Below are 20727 nucleotides of genomic sequence, written 5' to 3'. Positions count from 1 at the left end.
TGAGGAGTACGAGAGCCATGGCACGCCCCGCACCGGGAGAACTCACCTTCGTGGCCCCCCGGGGCGTCAAGAAGCCGCCCCGGCACCTCGCCGACCTCTCGCCCGCCGAGCGCAAGGAGGCGGTGGCCGCGATCGGCGAGAAGCCGTTCCGCGCCAAGCAGCTCTCCCAGCACTACTTCGCCCGCTACGCCCACGACCCGGCCCAGTGGACGGACATCCCCGCCGCCTCCCGCGAGAAGCTCGCCGCGGAACTCCTCCCCGAGCTGATGAGCGTCGTCCGGCACATCTCCTGCGACGACGACACCACCCGCAAGACCCTCTGGCGGCTGCACGACGGCACCCTCGTCGAGTCCGTGCTGATGCGCTACCCGGACCGGGTCACCATGTGCATCTCCTCGCAGGCCGGCTGCGGAATGAACTGCCCGTTCTGCGCCACCGGCCAGGCCGGCCTGGACCGCAACCTCTCCACCGCCGAGATCGTCCACCAGATCGTCGACGGCATGCGGGCGCTGCGCGACGGCGAGGTCCCGGGCGGCCCCGCCCGGCTCTCCAACATCGTCTTCATGGGCATGGGCGAGCCGCTGGCCAACTACAAGCGGGTGGTCGGCGCCATCCGCCGGCTCACCGACCCCGAGCCGGACGGCCTCGGCCTCTCCCAGCGCGGCATCACCGTCTCCACCGTCGGCCTGGTCCCGGCGATCCACCGGTTCGCCGACGAGGGCTTCAAGTGCCGGCTCGCCGTCTCGCTGCACGCCCCCGACGACGAGCTGCGCGACACCCTGGTGCCGGTCAACACCCGCTGGAAGGTCCGCGAGGTGCTGGACTCCGCCTGGGAGTACGCCGAGAAGTCCGGCCGCCGGGTCTCCATCGAGTACGCGCTGATCCGCGACATCAACGACCAGGCCTGGCGCGGCGACCTGCTCGGCCGACTGCTCAAGGGCAGGCGCGTGCACGTCAACCTGATCCCGCTCAACCCCACGCCCGGCTCCAAGTGGACCGCCTCCCGCCCTGAGGACGAGAAGGCGTTCGTGGCCGCGATCGCCGCCCACGGGGTGCCGGTCACCGTCCGCGACACCCGCGGCCAGGAGATCGACGGCGCCTGCGGGCAGCTCGCCGCCTCCGAGCGCTGACCGGCCGCCGGCCGGCCCCCGGCCGGTGACCTTGTAGCCTGAGTAGCCTGACCTCGAACACCTCTGCGTGTGCGATCCGAGCGACACTCCGGTCCGGTCGGACCGGCGGCGCGCGCGGGGCGCACCCGACGAGGCCGTACGAGGCCGCTGATACACCTGATACAGCGATTCACGGAACGCAGCGACTCACGGATCCGTACAGATCCCTGCAGGTCTGTACAGATCCATACATCTCCATACATCCGACAGGGGAGCGCCACAGCGCTGAGAGTGCGGTCACCGGACCGCAGACCCTCTGAACCTCGCCCAGGTCATTCTGGGTAGGAAGTTCGGTCGTACTCAAGCTGTTGCGCCCTGCCCGGGTCCCGTCGGGGGCCGGGCGGGGCCGCGTCTCTTCCTGGCCACCCCCAGGAGGAATCTCAGTGACCACCACCCATCCCGCCCCCCATTCCGCCAGAACCGGTACGTCCAGGACCCGGACCGTCCGGCTCGCGGCGGGCGCGCTCGCCGCCGCGCTCGGCGTCACCGCGCTCGCCGCCTGCGGAGGCGGCTCCGGCCAGGCGTCCGGCGGCGGCGACTCCAAGACCGTCACCCTGGTCACCCATGACTCCTTCAACGCCTCCCCGGCGGTGCTCAAGGAGTTCACCCGGCGCACCGGCTACACCGTCAAGGTGCTCAAGAGCGGGGACGCCGGCGAGGCCGTCAACAAGGCGATCCTCACCAAGGGCGCCCCGCAGGGCGACGTGTTCTTCGGCGTCGACAACACCCTGCTCTCCCGCGCCCTGGACAACGGGCTCTTCCAGCCGTACGAAGCCAAGGGCCTGGACCGGATCCCGGCCGCCGTCCAGCTCGACCGGGGCAAGCACCGGGTCACCCCGGTCGACACCGGCGACATCTGCGTCAACTACGACAAGAAGTACTTCGCCGACAAGAAGCTCGCCCCGCCCGCCACCTTCGACGACCTGGCCGAGCCCGCCTACAAGGACCTGCTCGTCACGGAGAACCCCGAGCGGTCCTCGCCCGGCCTCGGCTTCCTGCTCGGCACCGCCGCGGCGTACGGCGACGACGGCTGGACCGGCTACTGGAAGAAGCTCCGGGCCAACGGCGTCAAGGTCGTGGACAGCTGGGAGCTCGCCTACAACCAGGAGTTCTCCGGCTCGGCCGGCGGCAAGCAGGCCAAGGGCGACCGGCCGCTGGTCGTCTCGTACGCCTCCAGCCCGCCCGTCGAGGTGCTGTACGCCAAGCCGCAGCCCAAGGAGGCACCCACCGGCGTCGCCACCGGCACCTGCTTCCGGCAGACCGAGTTCGCCGGGCTGCTCACCGGCGCGAAGAACGAGGCCGGCGGCAAGGCGCTGATCGACTTCCTGATCGGCAAGCGGTTCCAGGAGGACGTACCGCTCCAGATGTTCGTCAACCCGGTCGCCGGGGACGCCGCACTGCCCGCGCTCTTCACCCGGCACGGGGCCAGGATCGACGCCCCGGCCACCCTCGCCCCGGAGAAGATCGCCGCCCACCGCGACCAGTGGATCCAGACGTGGTCCTCGCTCGTCCTGAAGTAACCCCCGAGGCGCCCGCGCCGCCGGACCGGACCGCCGCCCGCCGCCCCGGGCGCGCCCGGCGCGCGGCCGTCCGGGCCGGGCTCATGGTCCCGCCGGTGGTCTTCTTCGCCCTGTTCTTCGGCCGGCCGGTGGCCGCCATCGTGGGCCGCGGCTTCCACGACGGCGGCTCCTGGCGGCCCGGTCGCCTGGCCGAGGTACTGGGGCGCCCGGAGATCCGGGACGTGCTCTGGTTCACCACCTGGCAGGCGCTCGCCTCCACCGCGCTCACCCTGCTGCTGGCGCTGCCCGGCGCCTATGTGCTGGCCCGCTTCGACTTCCCGGGCCGGCGGCTGCTGCGGGCCGTGGTCACCGTGCCCTTCGTGCTGCCCACGGTGGTGGTCGGCACCGCCTTCCTCGCCCTGGTCGGGCGCGGCGGGCTGCTGGACGAGCTCTGGGGCGTCCGCCTCGACACCACCGTCTGGGCGATCCTGCTGGCGCATGTCTTCTTCAACTACGCGGTGGTGGTCCGCACCGTGGGCGGGCTGTGGGCGCAGCTCGACCCGCGCCAGGAGGAGGCCGCCCGGGTACTGGGCGCCACCCGCCTCGGCGCCTGGCGGCGGGTGACCCTGCCGGCGCTCGCCCCCGCCGTGGCCGCCGCCGCGCTGATGGTCTTCCTCTTCACGTACACCTCCTTCGGTGTCGTGCAGATCCTCGGCGGCCCGGCGTACGCCACCCTGGAGGCCGAGATCTACCGGCAGACCGCCCAGCTGCTGGACCTCTCCACGGCGGCGGTGCTCACCCTGACGCAGTTCGCGGCGGTCGGCGCGGTGCTCGCCGTGCACGCCTGGACCGTACGGCGCCGGGAGACCGCGCTGCGGCTGGTCGACCCGGCCACCACCGCCCGCCGGCCGCGCGGCGCCGGGCAGTGGACGCTGCTCGGCGCGGTGCTGGCCTCCATCGCGCTGCTGCTTCTGCTGCCGCCGGCCGTGCTGGTGGCCCGCTCCTTCGGCGGGCCGGAGGCGCTCACCTTCTACCGGGCGCTCCAGGACGCCGGGGCGAGCGGCGGGACCTTCCTGGTGCCGCCGCTCCAGACGGTCTGGAACTCCCTCCAGTACGCCCTCGCCGCCACCGCCATCGCCCTGCTGATCGGCGGCTGCGCGGCCGCCGCGCTCAGCCGGGACGCCGGCCGGCTGGTGCGGGGCCTCGACGCGCTGCTGATGCTGCCGCTCGGGGTCTCCGCCGTCACCGTCGGCTTCGGCTTCCTCATCACCCTGGACGAGCCGCCGCTCGATCTGCGCTCCTCCTGGATCCTGGTGCCGCTGGCCCAGGCGCTGGTCGGCGTGCCCTTCGTGGTGCGCGTCATGCTGCCGGTGCTGCGCGCGGTGGACACCCGGCTGCGCGAGGCGGCCGCGGTGCTGGGCGCCTCGCCGTGGCGGGTCTGGCGGGAGGTGGACCTGCCGCTGGTGCGCCGGGCGGTGCTGGTGGCCGCCGGATTCGCCTTCGCGGTGTCGCTGGGCGAGTTCGGCGCCACCGTCTTCATCGCCCGCCCCGACAACCCGACCCTGCCGGTGGCCGTCGCCCGGCTGCTCGGCCGGCCCGGGGCACTCAACTACGGCCAGGCGATGGCCCTGTCCACGATCCTCATGGTGGTCTGCGCGGTGGCACTGCTGCTGCTCGAACGCCTGCGGACCGACCGCTCGGGAGAGTTCTGAGATGCCGAGTTCTGCGAAGCCGGATTCCGGGATGCCGGGTTCGGAGAGGCCGGAGGGTGAGGTGCCGGATTCCGAGAATCCGGATTCCGGGATGCCGCCCGCTGTGTCTCCTTCTGCCGCCGTACCGCCGGGCTCCGGGGAGCCCGGGGGCGCGCTGCTCGCCCTGGAGGGGGTGACCGTACGCTTCGGCGGCCGTGCCGCGCTGGACGGGGTGGACCTCGCCGTCGCCGCGCACGAGACCGTCTGTGTGCTCGGGCCCAGCGGCAGCGGCAAGTCCACCCTGCTCCGGGTGGTGGCCGGGCTCCAGCCGCCGGACACGGGCCGGGTGCTGCTGGCCGGCGCCGACCAGCGGGGCGTCCCGCCGCACCGGCGCGGGCTCGGCCTGATGTTCCAGGACCACCAGCTGTTCCCGCAGCGGGACGTGGCCGGCAACGTGGACTTCGGCCTCCGGGTGCGGGGCGCCGGCCGGGCCGAACGGGCCGCCCGGGTGGCCGAACTGCTGGAGCTGGTCGGACTGCCGGGCGCCGGGCGCCGGGCGGTGGCCGCGCTCTCCGGCGGCGAGCAGCAGCGGGTGGCGCTGGCCCGGGCACTGGCCCCGAACCCCCGGCTGCTGATGCTGGACGAGCCGTTCGGCCAGCTGGACCGGGGGCTGCGGGAGCGGCTGGTGACCGAGCTGCGCGCGCTCTTCGGGCGGCTGGGCACCACGGTGCTGGCGGTCACCCATGACCAGGGCGAGGCGTTCGCGCTGGCCGACCGGGTGGTGGTGATGCGGGACGGCCGGATCGCCCAGACCGGTACGCCGCTGGAGGTGTGGCGGCGCCCGGCGGACGAGTTCGTCGCCCGTTTCCTGGGCTTCGACAATGTGGTGGCCGCCACCGTGACCGGCACCGCCGCCGACACCCCCTGGGGCAGGCTGCCCGTGCCGGCCGGCTCACCGGAGGGCGCCCGCCGCCTGCTGGTGCGGCCGGCCGGAGTGCGCCCGGCCGAGGGGGCCGGCGGGCTGCGCTGCACGGTCGCCGGGCGGGTCTTCCGGGGCCACCATGTGGCGGTACGGCTCCGCCCCGACGCCGCCGGCGCCCCGCCGCTGGAGGCCGAGTGGCCGCTGCGCGAGGCGCCGGAGGAGGGCGCGGAGGTCGGGGTGCGGTTCGCGCCCGAGGAGATCGTGGTGCTGGGCTGACCGACAGGGGTGGCCCGCACGGTCGGGCCCGTGGCCGGGACCCCGCGAGGGACCCCGGCCCGGCGGGCCGGCCGGTCAGCGCCTCGGCCGGTCAGCGGCTTCAGCGGGTCAGCGGCAGGACCGTGAGGGCCGCCACGGCCCAGGTGAGCGGGGCGAAGACGGCGAGCAGGACCAGGGCCCGCAGCGCCACGGCGGTACGCAGCAGGGCGGCCGTGGCACCCAGTTCGAGGAGTGCGTCCCGGGTGTCCAGCCGCGCCCGCCGGGTCTCCAGCGCGGCCGTCAGCAGGGTGGCGGCCGTACAGGCGACCACCAGCCCCGCCCCCAGCCCGGTCATCGGGCCGAGCGACACCGCGCCCGAGCTGCCGTACAGCGTGGCGGCGGCCAGCGTGGCGGCCGCCACCGCGCACGCCACGCCCAGCGGCCGGCCCACCCGGCGCGCCTGCTCCATCAGCCCGCGCCCGGCCAGCAGCCGGGCCGGGCCGGGGCTCCCCGCCTGGAGGAGCCGCCCGCACAGATGGGCCAGCCCGGGCCCCGCGACCGCCAGCCCCGCCGCGCTCAGCAGCCAGCCGGCCAGTACGCCCAGCGACCCGGCCGGACCGGCCGGCGGGGGCGCCGCACCGGTGCGCGCCGTGTAGGCCCCGGCGGCGAGCCCGGCGCCGAGCAGCGCCACGCCCCAGGGCAGCCCGGCCGGCGGGGTCCCGTCGTCCGCCGCCTCCTCGGTGCCGCCGGCCCTGGCCCCGCTCCGGCCGGCCGGTCGACGGGGCGACCGCAGCGACACGGCGACGGCCACCGAGGCGACCGCCGGGAGCAGGGCGAGCAGCGTCAGCGCGGCCGGCAGCGGCAGTTGCCGGCCGGGCGCCAGCAGCTCGGAAGCGCCGGCGGCCCGCCCGGCCGGCCCGCCCCGCAGCTGGAGGTAGACCAGCAGCGCCAGCGCCGAGCCGACGGTGCAGCAGAAGGCGGTCCAGGCGGTGGCCAGTCCGGACAGCCGGCCGGAGCCGAGCCCGACGGCCGAGAGACCGGCCCGGGGCCGGGTGACCGGGTCGGCCCTGGCGACGGCGACCGCGAAGTGCGCGGCGGCGGCCAGCGGCAGCGCGCACCAGAGGAGCCGGGGCAGTGACGCCGAGGGCCGGCCGGGGTGCGCGACCGCGTACCCGAGCGCGCAGAGCAGCAGCAGACCGACCCCGGTGGCGGCGACGACGACCAGCAGCCGCCGCAGCAGAACCAGCGGATGGGTGCCGAGAATCAGACGGAGAGCGAACACGCGTCCCGGCCCTCCTCCGTCTCGTCGCCCAGCTGCCCGGAGCCCACCCGCCGCCCGTCGAGCAGCTCGATGGTGCGGTCCGCGACGGCGGCCACCTCGGGCTGATGGGTGGCCAGGATGACGGTGATCCGGTGCGAGCGGGCGGCCGTGGTCAGGGTGCGCAGCATCTGGGCGCCCTCGGCACGGTGCAGGGTGGCGGTGGGCTCGTCCGCGAAGACCACGGTCGGTACGGAGATCAGGGCCCGGGCGGCGGCGACCCGCTGCCGCTGGGCGGGGGAGAGGGCACCCGGTCGCTGCCGGGCGCAGGGGCCGACGTCCAGCCGCTCCAGCCAGTCGGTGGCGGCGGCCAGTGCCGCGCGGTGCGGGGTGCCGCGCAGCAGCAGCGGCAGCGCGGCGTTCTCCCAGACGGTGAGCTCGGGGACGAGCGCGCCCGCCGGGTCGATCCAGCCGAACCGGTCCCGGCGCAGCTGCTCCCGGCGGCGCGCGCTCAGGGTGTGGACCTCGGCACCGGCGAACCAGATCTCGCCGCGTTCCGGGACGAGCTGGCCGGAGAGACAGCGCAGCAGGGTCGTCTTGCCGCATCCCCGGGGGCCTTGCACGGCGAGGATCTCGCCCTCGCGGACGCCCAGCGAAACCCCGTCGAGGGCGGGGGAGCCGTGCGGGGAGTAGTGCAGGGAACGTGCCCAGAGCACGTCGTTGTCCGGCGGGGCCACCATGGCGTACACCTCGGAATCGGAGCGGATGTCTCGTCCCCCGTGTCCCCCGTACGGGGGAACGAAGGCGGGGCCGATCGGTCACTGGGCACCGTAGGGAGTGCGGTGGCGGCTGGACGCACAGCACACGGCCCGGATCCCCCCAACTCACTCGGATGGGGCAGGATCCGGGCCGCGATCAACCTACGATCGGACTAATGGTCATTTCGGGTGCCCCGCCGGGAGGCGTCCGGCCGGCCCGTGGCAGGACCGCACGGCCGGTCCGCACCGGCCGCCGCTCGGTGTCCGCCCGCGCGCGCCGTCGCACCGGCCCGCCACGCGGGGCCGGTGGACGAGAGAGCCGGGGAAGGGGCCGTCGTACGGGAACCACCGGCAGCGGACCGCCGAACGGGAGCGCCGCGAGGGGGGACTGCCGTACGGGGCACCGGCAACGGTCCGCCGTACGGGGCACCGCCCGGGGGCGGACGCGCGGGACCCCGGGCCGGAGAGGTCCGGCCCGGGGTCGGGGGTGCGAAGCGGCCACCGGCACGGCCCTGGCGCCGGTCGCGGCCCCATCGGTACGGTCCGGGCCGCCAGTACGGCCGGGGCGCCCGGTCTCGCTCGGGTCACCGGGCCCGGGCCACCGGTACGGCCCCGGGGCGCCCGGGCCCGGCCGGGCGCCCCGGGGCCCGGGAGGCACCGGAGCCGCAGGGCCTCCGGGCCTTGGAGCCACCGGGCCCCGGGCCCGCAGAGTCCCGGGCCCCGCGTCCGCAGAGCACCGGCCCCGGCCAGGCGAAGCCCCGGGCCCCGGAGCCGTAAAGCCCCGGGTCCCGCGTCCGCATCCGCCCCGGGGAGGCGAAGCCCCGGTCCCCGGAGCCGTAAAGTCCCGGGCTCCGGGGACCGGATGCCCCAGGACCTCAGAGCTTCGTCCACGCCTCCGTGAGCGTCGCGCGCAGGATCTGCTCGATCTCGTCGAACGTCGACTGGTCCGAGATCAGCGGCGGCGCCAGCTGGACCACCGGGTCGCCCCGGTCGTCGGCGCGGCAGTAGAGGCCGTTGTCGTAGAGGGCCTTGGAGAGGAAGCCGTACAGCACCCGCTCCGTCTCCTCCTCGTCGAACGACTCCTTGGTGGTCTTGTCCTTCACCAGCTCGATGCCGTAGAAGAAGCCGTTGCCGCGCACATCGCCGACGATCGGCAGGTCGTGCAGCTTCTGCAGGGTGGCGAGGAAGTTCCCCTCGTTGTCCAGCACATGCTGGTTGAGCTTCTCGCTCTCGAAGATGTCGAGGTTGGCGAGGCCCACCGCCGCGGAGACCGGGTGGCCGCCGAAGGTGTAGCCGTGCAGGAAGACGTTGTCGCCCCGGTAGAACGGCTCCGCGAGCCGGTCGGAGACGATGCAGGCGCCGATCGGGGAGTAGCCCGAGGTCATGCCCTTGGCGCAGGTGATCATGTCCGGCACATAGCCGAACTTGTCGCAGGCGAAGACGGTGCCGAGCCGGCCGAAGGCGCAGATGACCTCGTCCGAGACGAGCAGCACGTCGTACTGGTCGCAGATCTCGCGGACCCGCTGGAAGTAGCCGGGCGGCGGCGGGAAGCAGCCGCCGGCGTTCTGCACCGGCTCCAGGAAGACCGCGGCGACGGTGTCCGGGCCCTCGAAGAGGATCTGCTGCTCGATCTGGTCGGCGGCCCAGCGGCCGAACGCCTCCGGGTCGTCACCGAAGATCGGGGCGCGGTAGATATTGGTGTTCGGCACCTTGTGCGCGCCGGGCACCAGCGGCTCGAAGGGGGCCTTCAGCCCGGGCAGACCGGTGATGGAGAGGGCGCCCTGCGGGGTGCCGTGGTAGGCGACGGCCCGCGAGATGACCTTGTGCTTGGTCGGCTTGCCGGTCAGCTTGAAGTACTGCTTGGCCAGCTTCCAGGCGGTCTCGACCGCCTCGCCGCCACCGGTGGTGAAGAAGACCTTGTTCAGGTCGCCCGGGGCGTGGTGGGCGAGGCGCTCGGCCAGCTCGACGGCCTTGGGGTGGGCGTACGACCACACCGGGAAGAAGGCGAGCTCCTGCGCCTGCCTGGCCGCGACCTCGGCCAGCTCCCGGCGGCCGTGGCCCGCCTGGACCACGAAGAGCCCGGCGAGGCCGTCGAGGTAGCGCTTGCCCTTGTCGTCGTAGATGTAGGTGCCCTCGCCGCGGACGATGGTCGGCACGGGATTCTTCTCGTACGACGCCATGCGGGTGAAGTGCATCCACAGGTGGTCGTAGGCGGACTTGGAGAGGTCGCTGTGGTCCTGGCTCACGGCTATCGGGTTCCCCACATGTAGGTCTGCTTCTTGAGCTTGAGGTAGACGAAGCTCTCGGTGGAGCGCACACCGGGGAGGGTGCGGATGCGCTTGTTGATCACTTCCAGCAGGTGGTCGTCGTCCTCGCAGACGATCTCCACCATCAGATCGAACGAGCCCGCGGTCATCACCACGTACTCGCACTCCGTCATGGCGGTCAGCGCGTCCGCCACCGGGTCCAGGTCGCCCTCGACGTTGATCCCGACCATCGCCTGCCGCCGGAAGCCGACGGTGAGCGGATCGGTGACGGCGACGATCTGCATCACGCCCTGGTCGAGGAGTTTCTGGACGCGCTGGCGAACCGCTGCCTCGGACAGGCCGACGGCCTTCCCGATGGCGGCGTAGGGACGGCGTCCGTCCTCCTGGAGCTGTTCGATGATCGCCAGGGACACGGCGTCGATCGTCGGGGACGACCCGTTCCCGGCCCTGGGCTCTGCGCTTCGACTGACCACATCCTCACTCTGCACCGGGACTCGTCGGTCTCGCAACCCCGGACGGATGAAATTCGTTGAATCACGCCCCGGAAAGTGCGGTATCCGAAGTTCTGGACCGTCGGCCCTGTTGAAAGCGTCGCCCCACCGACTAGGGTGGGTGTCTCAACGCCTGGACACCGTGCACCGGGTACCGAACGCCGGGCACCGAATACCGAGACCGACAGGAGGGGTGGCACGTGACCACCGAGCTGCGTCGTCTGCGCAACTACATCAACGGGGAGTTCCGGGACGCCGCCGACGGACGGACCATCGATGTGGTCAACCCCGCGACCGGCGACGTGTACGCCACTTCTCCGCTCTCCGGCCAAGCGGACGTGGACGCCGCCATGGAGGCCGCCGCCGCCGCGTTCCCGGCCTGGCGGGACACCACCCCGGCCGAGCGGCAGAAGGTGCTGCTGAAGATCGCGGACGCCTTCGAGGAGCGCGCCGAGGACCTGATCGCGGCCGAGTCCGAGAACACCGGCAAGCCGCTGGAGCTGACCCGGACCGAAGAGATCCCGCCGATGGTGGACCAGATCCGCTTCTTCGCGGGCGCCGCCCGGCTGCTGGAGGGCCGCTCGGCCGGCGAGTACATGGAGGGCCTCACCTCCATCGTGCGCCGTGAGCCGGTCGGGGTCTGCGCCCAGGTCGCGCCGTGGAACTACCCGATGATGATGGCCGTCTGGAAGTTCGCCCCGGCGCTCGCCGCCGGCAACACCGTGGTCCTCAAGCCCTCGGACACCACCCCGGCCTCCACCGTGCTGATCGCCGAGATCATCGGCTCGATCGTGCCCAAGGGCGTCTTCAACGTCATCTGCGGCGACCGTGACACCGGCCGGGCCATGGTGGAGCACCCCACCCCGGCGATGGCCTCCATCACCGGTTCGGTACGCGCCGGCATGCAGGTCGCGGAGTCCGCCGCCAAGGACGTCAAGCGCGTCCACCTGGAGCTGGGCGGCAAGGCGCCGGTGGTGGTCTTCGAGGACACCGACATCGCCAAGGCGGTCGAGGACATCTCGGTGGCCGGCTTCTTCAACGCCGGCCAGGACTGTACGGCGGCCACCCGGGTGCTGGTGCACGAGTCCATCCACGACGAGTTCGTGAGCGCGCTGGCCAAGGCCGCCGCCGAGACGAAGACCGGCGCCCCGGACGACGCCGACGCGCTCTACGGCCCGCTCAACAACGCCAACCAGCTCGCCCAGGTCAGCGGCTTCGTCGACCGCCTCCCGGCGCACGCCAAGGTGGAGGCCGGCGGCCACCGGGTCGGGGACAAGGGCTACTTCTACGCCCCCACCGTGGTCTCCGGCCTGAAGCAGGACGACGAGATCATCCAGAACGAGGTCTTCGGTCCCGTCATCACCGTGCAGTCCTTCCGCGACGAGGCCCAGGCCCTGGAGTACGCCAACGGCGTCGAGTACGCCCTCGCCTCCTCCGTCTGGACCAGGGACCACGCCCGCGCGATGCGGATGTCCAAGGCGCTGGACTTCGGCTGCGTCTGGATCAACACCCACATCCCGCTGGTCGCGGAGATGCCGCACGGCGGCTTCAAGAAGTCCGGCTACGGCAAGGACCTCTCGGCGTACGGCTTCGAGGACTACACCCGCGTCAAGCACGTGATGACCTCGCTCGGCTGACGCCGTGCCACCCCGGCCGGGCGGTCCCGGCCGGGGACCCCGCACCGCGGATCCACCGGGGCGGGCCGGATCACCTCCGGCCCGCCCCGGCGGCCGTGCGCGGCCGGCGGGGACCCGGGGCGCCCGGCGGGGACCCCGCGTAAAGGGCGGGTAAACCCCGGCGTACGCTGCCGATCATGAGCGAGACCGGCGCCCTGCTGCGGCGCATACGCGTGTGGTTGGTTTTCTTCATCGTCTGCCTGGTGCTGAGCGGCCTGACGGCCTTTCCGCTCGTCACCGAGGTACGCGTGGCCAATGACGCCCTGAACGGCGGCTGGGCGTCGTTCCTCGCCGACGCCTTCCCCGGTCTCCGGGAGTGGATGCTCCGGGTGGGCGAGGGGCTGGACGCCGCCGACGGCCGCCATCCCTTCCTCCTGTACGGGAACGACTGGCTGGCCTTCGCCCATCTGGTGATCGCGGTCGCCTTCTACGGCCCCTACCGCGACCCGGTCCGGAACATCTGGGTCGTCGAGTTCGGCATGATCGCCTGCGCCGGGATCATCCCGCTCGCCCTGATCTGCGGCCGGATCCGGGACATCCCCTTCGGCTGGACGCTGATCGACATGTCCTTCGGGGTCTTCGGGGTGGTGCCGCTGCTCATCGTCCACCGCCTCGTCAAGCGCCTGGCCGCCCTCACCGCCCCGATCGGCCCCCGGATGCTCCCGGCCGCCTGACCGGGACGCCGGGGCGCCGGGGCGCCGGGACGCCGGAGGGGGACCGCACCCGGGCCGGAGCCGTACGAACCCGCGTGTACGGCTCCGTCCACCCGGGCGCGGTTACGGCTTGCGGGCCACCGCGCCGAACTGGGCGACCTCGGTGGTGGGGGCGAAGCGCCAGGAGGCGCAGGAGACGATGCCGGGCTCCAGCAGCTCCAGGCCGTCCGTGAACGAGGCGAACTCCGCCCGGCTGCGGGCCCGGATCGGCGGGGTGGCGTTCTTGTTCCAGAACTCCATCGCCTCCTCGTTCCCCTCGCCGCCCAGCTCCAGCGTCGGATGGGTGAGGACCAGGTGGCTGCCGGACGGCACCGCGTCCATCAGCGTCCGGACGATCGACCGCGCCCGGTCGGTGTCGAGCACGAAGTTGAGGATGCCGAGCATCATCACCGCCACCGGACGGTCCAGGTCCAGGGTGGGGGAGACGGCGGCGAGGATCTTCTCCGGATCGTGGGCGTCGGCGTCGATGTACTCGGTGACGCCCTCCGGGGAGCTGGTCAGCAGCGCCCGGGCGTGGGTCAGCACGATCGGATCGTTGTCCACGTAGACGATCCGCGCGTCGGGGGCCACCCGCTGGGCCACCTCATGGGTGTTGTCGGCGGTCGGCAGACCGGTACCGATGTCCAGGAACTGGCGTATCCCGGCCTCGCCCGCCAGATACGTGACCGCCCGGCCCAGGAAGGCCCGGTCGGCCCGGGCCACCTCGCCGATGCTCGGATACATGCCGGTGACGCTCTCCCCGACCTTCCGGTCGACGGGATAGTTGTCCTTGCCGCCCAGCCAGAAGTTCCAGACCCGGGCGTTGTGGGCGATGTCGGTGCGGATTCTGTCGTTCACGTGCGGTGTTCCTTCCCGCGGCGCAGTACGGACGCGAGGGCGTCCACGCGATTGGTGGTGATCGAGTCCGCCCCGCTCAAGATCAGCCTACGCATGGACCGGCGGGTGTCGGCGGTCCAGGCGGCGACCAGCAGCCCGTCCCGGTGGACCCGGTCGGCCAGGGCCCGGCCGACCAGCCCGAAGCGGTAGTTGAGCCAGCGCGGCGCCACCGCGTCCAGCAGCACCGGGCGCGGCGGCGCCAGGGTGGTCCAGGTCAGCGCGATCTCGGCGGCCGGGTCCGCCGCCCGGACCAGCAGCATCGCGGCGGCGCCGGAGCAGTAGTAGACCCGCTCGGCCGCGCCGCACTCGCGCACCGTGCCCACGATGGCGCGCACCGACGCCTCGGTCGCGCCCGGCAGGTCCAGCATCAGCCGGTGCCCACCGGCCGCCGCCAGCGCCTCGGCCAGCGTCGGTACACCCGCCGGGCCGGTGAGCCGGCGCACCTCGGCCAGGGTGAGCCGGTCCAGCGGCCGGTCCACGCCCCAGAGCCGCTTGAGGGTGTCGTCGTGCAGCAGCACCGGGACGCCGTCACGGGTGAGGCGGACATCGACCTCGACGGCGTCCGCGCCGCGCGCCACCGCCGAGCGGACGGAGCCGACGGTGTTCTCCCGGACCCGGTACGGGTCGCCCCGGTGGCCCACGACGGTGACGGTACGCATGGCACGCATGGCGTCCATTCTTCCCGTCCCCGGCGCGTACGGGGCTTCCCGGCCACCGGGGCCGACAGGGACGTCCAGGGCGCCCGGGGATTCCGGGCCGTCGGGGCCGTCGGGGCCGACCGGGCCGACCGGGGAACCCGCGTCTTCTGTGCCTCCCGGGCCTCCCGGGGGGATCAGCCCCGGAGCCATGCGTCGGTGTAGGCGTCGATCTCGGCGGTGAGCCGCGCCTTGCCGGCCGGGTCCAGGAAGGACGCCTCGACCGCGTCGCGGGCCAGCTGGGCGATGCCCCGCTCGTCCAGCCCGAGCAGCCGCGCGGCCACCGCGTACTCGGTGTTGAGGTCGGTGCCGAACATCGGCGGGTCGTCGGAGTTGACGGTGACCGGCACCCCGGCCGCCGCCATCTCCCGGATCGGGTGCCGGTCCAGCTCGGCCACCGCCCGGGTGGCGATGTTGGAGGTGGGGCAGACCTCCAGGGCGATCCGGTGCTCGGCCAGGTGCTCCAGCAGCCGGGGGTCCCGGGGCGCGCTGGTGCCGTGGCCGATCCGCTCGGCGCCCAGCTCGTTGAGCGCGTCCCAGATGGTGCCCGGTCCGGTGGTCTCACCGGCGTGCGGCACCGAGTGCAGCCCGGCCGCCCGGGCCCGGTCGAAGTACGGCTTGAACTGCGGGCGAGGCACCCCGATCTCCGGTCCGCCGAGCCCGAACGAGACCAGGCCCTCGGGGCGCAGGTCCAGGGCGAGCCGGGTGGTCTCCTCGGCCGCCTCCAGACCGGCCTCGCCCGGGATGTCGAAGCACCAGCGCAGCACCACGCCCAGTTCGCGCTCGGCGGCGGTCCTGGCGTCCTCGATGGCCGCCATGAACGCCTTCTCGTCGATGCCCCGCCGGGTGGAGCTGAACGGAGTGATCGTCAGCTCGGCGTAGCGGATGTTCTGCCGCGCCATGTCCCGGGCGACCTCGTAGGTCAGCAGCCGGACGTCCTCCGGGGTGCGGATGAGGTCGACCACCGTCAGATACACGTCGATGAAGTGCGCGAAGTCGGTGAAGGTGAAGTACTCGGCCAGCGCCTCGGGGTCGGCCGGCACCCGGCAGCCGGGGTGCCGGGCGGCCAGCTCGGCGACGATCCTCGGAGAGGCGGAACCGACGTGGTGCACATGGAGTTCGGCCTTGGGCAGCCCCGCGATGAAGGGGTGGAAGTCGGGCATCGTCATCGGGGAGGCTCCTCCAACGGGGTCCGGGGCGGGTCCGGCCGTCCGGCGCCCCTGGCGGAAGACCGCCGTGGCCGGGGCGGGACCGGGCAAGGGGGTCATGGTAGGCCGCACCCGGGGCGGCGGGACAACCGCCCGAGCGCCCGCCCCGCGCGCGGGCCGCGGGCCGGGCGTGCGCGGGTCGGCCGTGCGGACGGCGGGTCCGGCCGCAGCGCGCCGGCCGGGTGTCGGCCATGGACCGGGCGCGGCGGGTCCGGCCCGGGCGGACGTGGGGACATCGACCGGTCGGACGCGGACGGCGGGTCCGGCCGTGAGCCCGGGCCCGGTGCGGGCCATGGGCCCGGCCCGGGCGGCCCGGGCGGCCTTCCGCGAGGTGCTGGGGCCGGTCCATGCCGGTCGGGCCGGGGAGCTGACGGGGCGCCGGACCGGGCCGGACGGGGGGCCTGGGGCGGCCGTTAGCATGACCTGAGACGAACGGGGAGGCCCATGTCAGAGACGAGCCAGCCGAACGACCCCTGGGCCGCGCCCGGCAGCCGGACGCCCGGGGGCGGGCAGGGACAGCAGCACCCGGACGGGCAGGGGGAGCGGGTGAACCTGGGGAAGCCCCCGGGCCCGACGCCGCCGGTGCACGACCAGCAGACCGTCACCTCCATGCCGTCCGCCGGGCCGCCCCCGGCCGGCGGCCCCGGTCCGGGGAACGGCCCGGGCGCGGGTCCGGCGTACCCCGGGGGCCCCGGTGCCGCTCCGGGCGGCGCGACCGCGATCGGCGGCGCCGTACCGCCGCCACCGATCGCTCCGGGCGGCCCGGCCCAGCCCGCGCCGGGCCCGTACGGTTATCCGGCGCCGACCGGAACGCCCCCGCGGCCGACCGGCTTCGGCGGTCCGGGGCACCCCGGCTACCCGGCCTATCCGGCGGCCGGCGGCTATCCCCAGCCCGGCTGGGGCAACCAGGCCAGCGGCTGGGGCAACCAGACCAACAACGGCATGGGCACCGCCGCGCTGGTGCTCGGGATCATCTCCGTGGTCGGCTTCTGCCTCTACGGCTTCAACATCCTGCTCGGCATCCTCGCGCTGATCTTCGGCATCGTCGGCCGCAAGCGGGTGAACCGGGGCGAGGCCAACAACGGCTCCATGGCCACGGCCGGGATCGTGCTGGGCGCGGTCGGCATCGTGATCGGCACCGTCATCCTGTCGCTCATCGTCTGGGCGGTCGTCCAGGGCGACCGGAACGGCACCGGGACGACGGTCGGCGACGACAGTTCGTACTCGACCTCCGCGACCTCGCTGGGCGTCGGCCGCCACTGAGGCGGGACCCCGGGCTCTGCCCCTGAACCGGGCCCCCGGGCCAGGTCGCCGGAGCAGGGCCCCGGCGGCCCGGCCTCCGAACCGGACCTCTGGGCCCGGCCCCTGAACCGGACCTCTGGGCCCGGCCCCTGAACCGGACCCCTGGGCCCGGTCTCCGGACCGGCTCCGTCCGGGCGCCGTCCGAACCGGCTCCGGCGAGGCGACGGCGGCGGTCGAGGCGGCGGCGGTCGAGCGGCGGCGGGCCCACCCCCGTGGGGCCCGCCGCCGGTCAGGCCGCGCGGAGCCGTTCCCGGGCCGCCATCAGCGCGAAGCCCAGCAGATTCTCACCGCGCCACCGGGCGGGGTCGGCGGCGCGCTCGTCGCCGGCCGGGAGGCCGATGCCCCATATCCGGTCCCGGGGGCTGGCCTCCACCAGCACCCGGTCGCCGGTGGCGAGCAGGAACGCCCGCAGTGCGGCGTCCTGACCGAACTTGTGCTCGCTGCCGGCGACCACGATCCGGAACCGCTCCCGCTCCCAGACCGCGTCGTCGAACCCCCGGACCAGCCGGCCCGCCTTCTTGGCCCCGGCCGGGTGCTCCGCGCCGATCGCCTGCCGCTCGGCCTCCGGATCCCCGAAGAGCCTGGCCTTCTCGGCCATCATCCAGTGCTCGGCCGTCCGGTACTCCACCCCGTCCACGGTGAACGGCGCCGGCCACCACTGGCTGAGACAGCTCGCCCCGAGGGTGCCGTCCGGCTTGGGCGTATGCCCCCAGAAGTGCAGATACTTGACTCGTTCACCCCTGCTGACCTGCTCGATCAGCTCCTGGACCGTTCCCATGCACGTGAGTCTCGCAGCCGCCACTGACACTCCGTACCGGAATGGGCCGGGGCACCCGACAGATGGTCGACCGAATCCGTCGCGTAACCAAAAGGCAACAACGGAATCCCTTGTTGGTGTCGGGGTGCTCTGTCAGGATCGGCACTCAATTCGGGCTGGGACAACAGCCGGGACGCGAGTCGGGACGAGACTCGGGACGACGGCCGGGACACCGGCCGGGACAACGGAGAGCGTCATGGGCAACCGCTACCGGGTACCGGACCGCTTCACGGCCGGGGCGCAGTACATCGGCGGACGACTGCGACCGGGGAGCTCCGGGCGCGACCACGCCGTGGTGGACCCGGCGACCGGCGAGCGGGTCCTCACCTACGCGCTGGCCGGCCGGGACGACGTGGACGCGGCCGTCGCCGCCGCCCGCGCGGCCTTCCCCGGCTGGGCGGGCACCACCCCGGGCGAGCGCTCGGCGGCGCTGCACCGGTTCGCCGGGGCGCTGGCCGAGCTGGCCGGGGAGCTGGCCCTCGCGGAGTCCCTGCAGTGCGGCAAGCCGGTGCGGCTGACCCGGGAGTTCGACGTGCCGGGCACCATCGACAACACGGCCTTCTTCGCCGGCGCCGCCCGCCAGCTGGAGGGCCGCGCGGCCGGTGAGTACAGCGGTGACCACACCTCGTACGTACGCCGGGAACCCATCGGCGTCATCGGCTCGATCGCCCCCTGGAACTACCCCCTCCAGATGGCTGCCTGGAAGGTGCTGCCGGCCGTCGCCGCCGGAAACACCGTGGTGCTCAAGCCCGCCGAGCTCACCCCGCTCACCTCGCTGCTCTTCGCCGAGGCGGCCACCGAGGCGGGCATCCCGGACGGGGTGATCAACATCGTCAACGGGGCCGGGCGGGACGCGGGCGAGCAGCTGGTCTCCCACCCGGACGTGGCGATGACCTCCTTCACCGGCTCCACCGCCGTCGGCAAGCGGGTCGCGGAGCTGGCCACGGCCACCGTCAAGCGGCTCCATCTGGAACTGGGCGGCAAGGCGCCGTTCGTCGTCTTCGACGACGCCGACCTGGAGGCGGCGGTGCACGGCGCGGTGGCCGGCGCCCTGATCAACACCGGCCAGGACTGCACCGCCGCCACCCGCGCCTATGTGCAGCGCCCGCTGTACGAGGCGTTCACGGCCGGGGTGGCGGATCTGATGGCGACCGTCCGGCTGGGCGATCCGTTCGAGGAGTCCACCGACCTGGGTCCGCTGATCAGCCACGCCCAGCGGGACCGGGTGGCCGGTTTCGTCCAGCGGGCGCGCGGCTACGCCACCGTGGTCACCGGAGGCTCGGCACCCGAGGGGCCCGGGGCGTACTACCGGCCCACGCTGATCACCGGTGCCGCGCAGGAGAGCGAAATCGTCCAGGCGGAGGTCTTCGGCCCCGTCCTGGTGGTGCTGCCCTTCGACGGCGACGACGAGGGCCTGGCGCTGGCCAATGACACCCCGTACGGCCTCGCCGCCTCCGCCTGGACCCGGGACGTCTACCGGGCCGCCCGCGCCACCCGGGAGCTGCGGGCCGGGTGCGTCTGGGTGAACGACCACATCCCGATCATCAGCGAGATGCCGCACGGCGGGTACCGGGCCTCCGGCTTCGGGAAGGACATGTCACTGTACTCATTCGAGGAGTACACGCAGGTCAAGCATGTGATGTACGACAACACCGCGGTGGCCGCGAAGGACTGGCACCGCACCATTTTCGGGGACCGCTAGGCCCCGGCCCGCCACCCGCCGAACCGTCCGAAGGGGCACAGCGCATGGAGCAGTACGAGCCCGAAAGCCTCTCCGCGGCCCAGCTGGCCGCGGCGCGGCGCAGCCTGACCGGTGGCCGGGGAGCCCTCGGCCGCCGGGCGCTGCTGCGCGCCTCGGGGGCCGGCGCGCTCACCCTCGGCGGGCTCGCAGGACTGAGCGGCTGCGGCATCCCGCCCGCCAAGCGGGAGGGCGAGGGGCCGGCCTCCACCGACCACTCGGACCGGGAGAAGACGCTGACCTTCTCCAACTGGACCGAGTACATGGACATCAGCGACGACGAGAAGTCGTACCCGACCCTGGGCGAGTTCACCCGGCGGACCGGGATCAGGGTCAAGTACACCGCCGACATCAACGACAACGTGGAGTTCTTCGGCAAGGTCAAGCCACAGCTCGCGGCCGGCCAGGACATCGGGCGGGACCTGATCTGTGTCACCGACTGGCTGGCCGCCCGGATCATCCGGCTGGGCTGGGCGCAGCGGCTCGACCCGGCCAACCTGCCGAACGCCTACGCCAATCTGACCGCGCAGTTCCGCCGCCCGGACTGGGACCCGGGCCGGGCCCACTCGTACCCCTGGACCGGCATCTCCACCGTCATCGCGTACAACGTGAGGGCGACCGGCGGCCGGAAGGTCGACTCGGTCGGCCAGCTCCTGGACGATCCGAGGCTCAAGGGGCGGGTCGGCTTCCTCACCGAGATGCGCGACTCGGTCGGGATGGCCCTGCTCGACCTGGGCAAGGACCCCGGGAACTTCACCGACGCCGACTACGACGCCGCGATCGGCCGGCTCCGCAAGGGCGTCGACACCCGGCAGATCCGCCGTTTCACGGGCAATGACTACACCTCCGACCTGGACAAGGGGGATCTGGCCGCCTGTCTCGCCTGGGCCGGGGACGTGATCCAGCTCCAGGCGGACAACCCGGACATCCGATTCTCGGTCCCGTCCGCCGGCTACATCACCTCCACCGACAATCTGCTGGTACCGGCGCAGGCCCGGCACAAGAAGAACGCCGAACTGCTGATCGACCACTACTATCGGCCGCCGGTCGCCGCCCGGCTCGCCGCGTACATCAACTATGTCTGTCCGGTCGACGGGGTGCGGGAGGAGCTTGCCGAGCTGGACCCGAAACTGGCGGCGAATCCGCTGATCCTGCCCGACAGGGCGATGGCGGCCAGGTCGCACGCCTTCCGCACGCTGAGCAGCGCCGAGGAGACCGCGTACGAGGAGAAGTTCGCCAAACTCATCGGCGCCTGAGCCCCGGGGCCGGGGCGCGGCCGGATGACCGGACGCGGGACTCCCGTGCCCCCGGGGTGCCGGTCCGGGCCCGGAGTCCGGGCGACCCGGCCCGGGGCCCCGGCGCCGGGTGACCCGGCCCAGGGGTCCCGGCGCC

At 73.6% G+C, this 20727-nt stretch carries 17 protein-coding genes; 9 read left to right on the top strand and 8 right to left on the bottom strand.

Translation table 11 applies throughout. From position 1 onward, the window contains the following. The first annotated feature begins 17 nt into the window (after nt 1–17). The 4 genes from rlmN to NX801_RS12935 all read left to right on the top strand — a co-directional run bounded on the left by rlmN (nt 18) and on the right by NX801_RS12935 (nt 5557). Nucleotides 18–1130: a dual-specificity RNA methyltransferase RlmN gene (gene rlmN / locus NX801_RS12950; RefSeq protein ID WP_258787746.1), complete on the top strand. Its 1113-nt coding sequence runs from the start codon at nt 18–20 to the stop codon at nt 1128–1130. 422 nt (nt 1131–1552) lie between these two features. Then, nucleotides 1553–2689: a thiamine ABC transporter substrate-binding protein gene (locus NX801_RS12945; protein WP_258787745.1), complete on the top strand. Its 1137-nt coding sequence runs from the start codon at nt 1553–1555 to the stop codon at nt 2687–2689. Next, nucleotides 2665–4380, top strand: coding sequence for an ABC transporter permease (locus NX801_RS12940; protein ID WP_428986136.1), 1716 nt, complete (start codon nt 2665–2667; stop codon nt 4378–4380). Before NX801_RS12945 ends, NX801_RS12940 begins: the two co-directional genes overlap by 25 nt. A gap of 91 nt (nt 4381–4471) precedes the next feature. Beyond that, the gene (locus NX801_RS12935; protein ID WP_428986135.1) at nt 4472–5557 is read left to right on the top strand and encodes an ABC transporter ATP-binding protein; all 1086 of its coding nucleotides are present in this window, start codon (nt 4472–4474) and stop codon (nt 5555–5557) included. 100 nt (nt 5558–5657) lie between these two features. Here NX801_RS12935 and NX801_RS12930 read toward each other — a convergent pair whose 3' ends face one another. From NX801_RS12930 to NX801_RS12915, 4 genes are all read right to left on the bottom strand, one after another. After that, entirely contained in the window at nt 5658–6818 is a 1161-nt protein-coding gene (locus tag NX801_RS12930) for a hypothetical protein (RefSeq protein ID WP_258787743.1), read from the bottom strand. Further along, nucleotides 6800–7543, bottom strand: a complete 744-nt coding sequence (locus NX801_RS12925; protein WP_258787742.1) for an ABC transporter ATP-binding protein — start codon at nt 7541–7543, stop codon at nt 6800–6802. The genes NX801_RS12930 and NX801_RS12925 overlap by 19 nt, the downstream gene beginning before the upstream one ends. Nucleotides 7544–8427: 884 nt before the next feature. Continuing rightward, the gene (locus NX801_RS12920; protein WP_309505828.1) at nt 8428–9816 is read right to left on the bottom strand and encodes an aspartate aminotransferase family protein; all 1389 of its coding nucleotides are present in this window, start codon (nt 9814–9816) and stop codon (nt 8428–8430) included. Continuing rightward, nucleotides 9801–10292 carry an Lrp/AsnC family transcriptional regulator gene (locus NX801_RS12915; protein WP_258787741.1) on the bottom strand — a complete coding sequence of 164 codons (492 nt, stop codon included), beginning with the start codon at nt 10290–10292 and terminating at the stop codon, nt 9801–9803. Before NX801_RS12915 ends, NX801_RS12920 begins: the two co-directional genes overlap by 16 nt. A 218-nt stretch (nt 10293–10510) precedes the next feature. Here NX801_RS12915 and NX801_RS12910 point away from each other — a divergent pair, with 218 nt between their 5' ends. Both NX801_RS12910 and NX801_RS12905 read left to right on the top strand, forming a co-directional pair. After that, nucleotides 10511–11947, top strand: coding sequence for a gamma-aminobutyraldehyde dehydrogenase (locus NX801_RS12910; protein ID WP_258787739.1), 1437 nt, complete (start codon nt 10511–10513; stop codon nt 11945–11947). Between the two features lie 176 nt (nt 11948–12123). Then, nucleotides 12124–12660: a hypothetical protein gene (locus tag NX801_RS12905; RefSeq protein ID WP_258787738.1), complete on the top strand. Its 537-nt coding sequence runs from the start codon at nt 12124–12126 to the stop codon at nt 12658–12660. A 102-nt stretch (nt 12661–12762) separates the two neighbouring features. On the opposite strand, the gene NX801_RS12900 is transcribed toward NX801_RS12905, so the two are convergent. The 3 genes from NX801_RS12900 to NX801_RS12890 all read right to left on the bottom strand — a co-directional run bounded on the left by NX801_RS12900 (nt 12763) and on the right by NX801_RS12890 (nt 15433). Then, a complete protein-coding gene (locus tag NX801_RS12900; RefSeq protein ID WP_258787737.1) occupies nt 12763–13536 on the bottom strand; it encodes an SAM-dependent methyltransferase in 774 nt (257 codons plus the stop codon). Then, a complete protein-coding gene (locus NX801_RS12895) occupies nt 13533–14234 on the bottom strand; it encodes a glycerophosphodiester phosphodiesterase (protein ID WP_258787896.1) in 702 nt (233 codons plus the stop codon). The genes NX801_RS12900 and NX801_RS12895 overlap by 4 nt, the downstream gene beginning before the upstream one ends. Nucleotides 14235–14407: 173 nt before the next feature. Beyond that, entirely contained in the window at nt 14408–15433 is a 1026-nt protein-coding gene (locus NX801_RS12890) for an adenosine deaminase (RefSeq protein WP_258787894.1), read from the bottom strand. Nucleotides 15434–15922: 489 nt separating this feature from the next. Here NX801_RS12890 and NX801_RS12885 point away from each other — a divergent pair, with 489 nt between their 5' ends. Next, entirely contained in the window at nt 15923–16741 is an 819-nt protein-coding gene (locus tag NX801_RS12885; RefSeq protein WP_428986134.1) for a DUF4190 domain-containing protein, read from the top strand. A 268-nt stretch (nt 16742–17009) separates the two neighbouring features. Here NX801_RS12885 and ybiA read toward each other — a convergent pair whose 3' ends face one another. Beyond that, on the bottom strand, nt 17010–17558 hold the full coding sequence (gene ybiA, locus NX801_RS12880) for a riboflavin biosynthesis intermediates N-glycosidase (protein ID WP_258787736.1): 549 nt from the start codon (nt 17556–17558) through the stop codon (nt 17010–17012). Nucleotides 17559–17793: 235 nt separating this feature from the next. Here ybiA and NX801_RS12875 point away from each other — a divergent pair, with 235 nt between their 5' ends. Both NX801_RS12875 and NX801_RS12870 read left to right on the top strand, forming a co-directional pair. After that, nucleotides 17794–19299 (top strand): gamma-aminobutyraldehyde dehydrogenase, encoded by a 1506-nt coding sequence (locus NX801_RS12875; RefSeq protein ID WP_258787735.1) that lies wholly within the window; start codon nt 17794–17796, stop codon nt 19297–19299. Nucleotides 19300–19343: 44 nt separating this feature from the next. Continuing rightward, nucleotides 19344–20591, top strand: coding sequence for an ABC transporter substrate-binding protein (locus NX801_RS12870; RefSeq protein WP_258787734.1), 1248 nt, complete (start codon nt 19344–19346; stop codon nt 20589–20591). The last annotated feature ends 136 nt before the right edge of the window (nt 20592–20727 follow it).

Source organism: Streptomyces pyxinae (assembly GCF_024756275.1).
In the GTDB taxonomy this organism is placed as follows: Bacteria; Actinomycetota; Actinomycetes; order Streptomycetales; family Streptomycetaceae; genus Streptomyces; species Streptomyces pyxinae.
The sequence above is the reverse complement of the archived record's forward strand: the minus strand, read 5'-3'. Positions and strand labels throughout refer to the sequence as shown.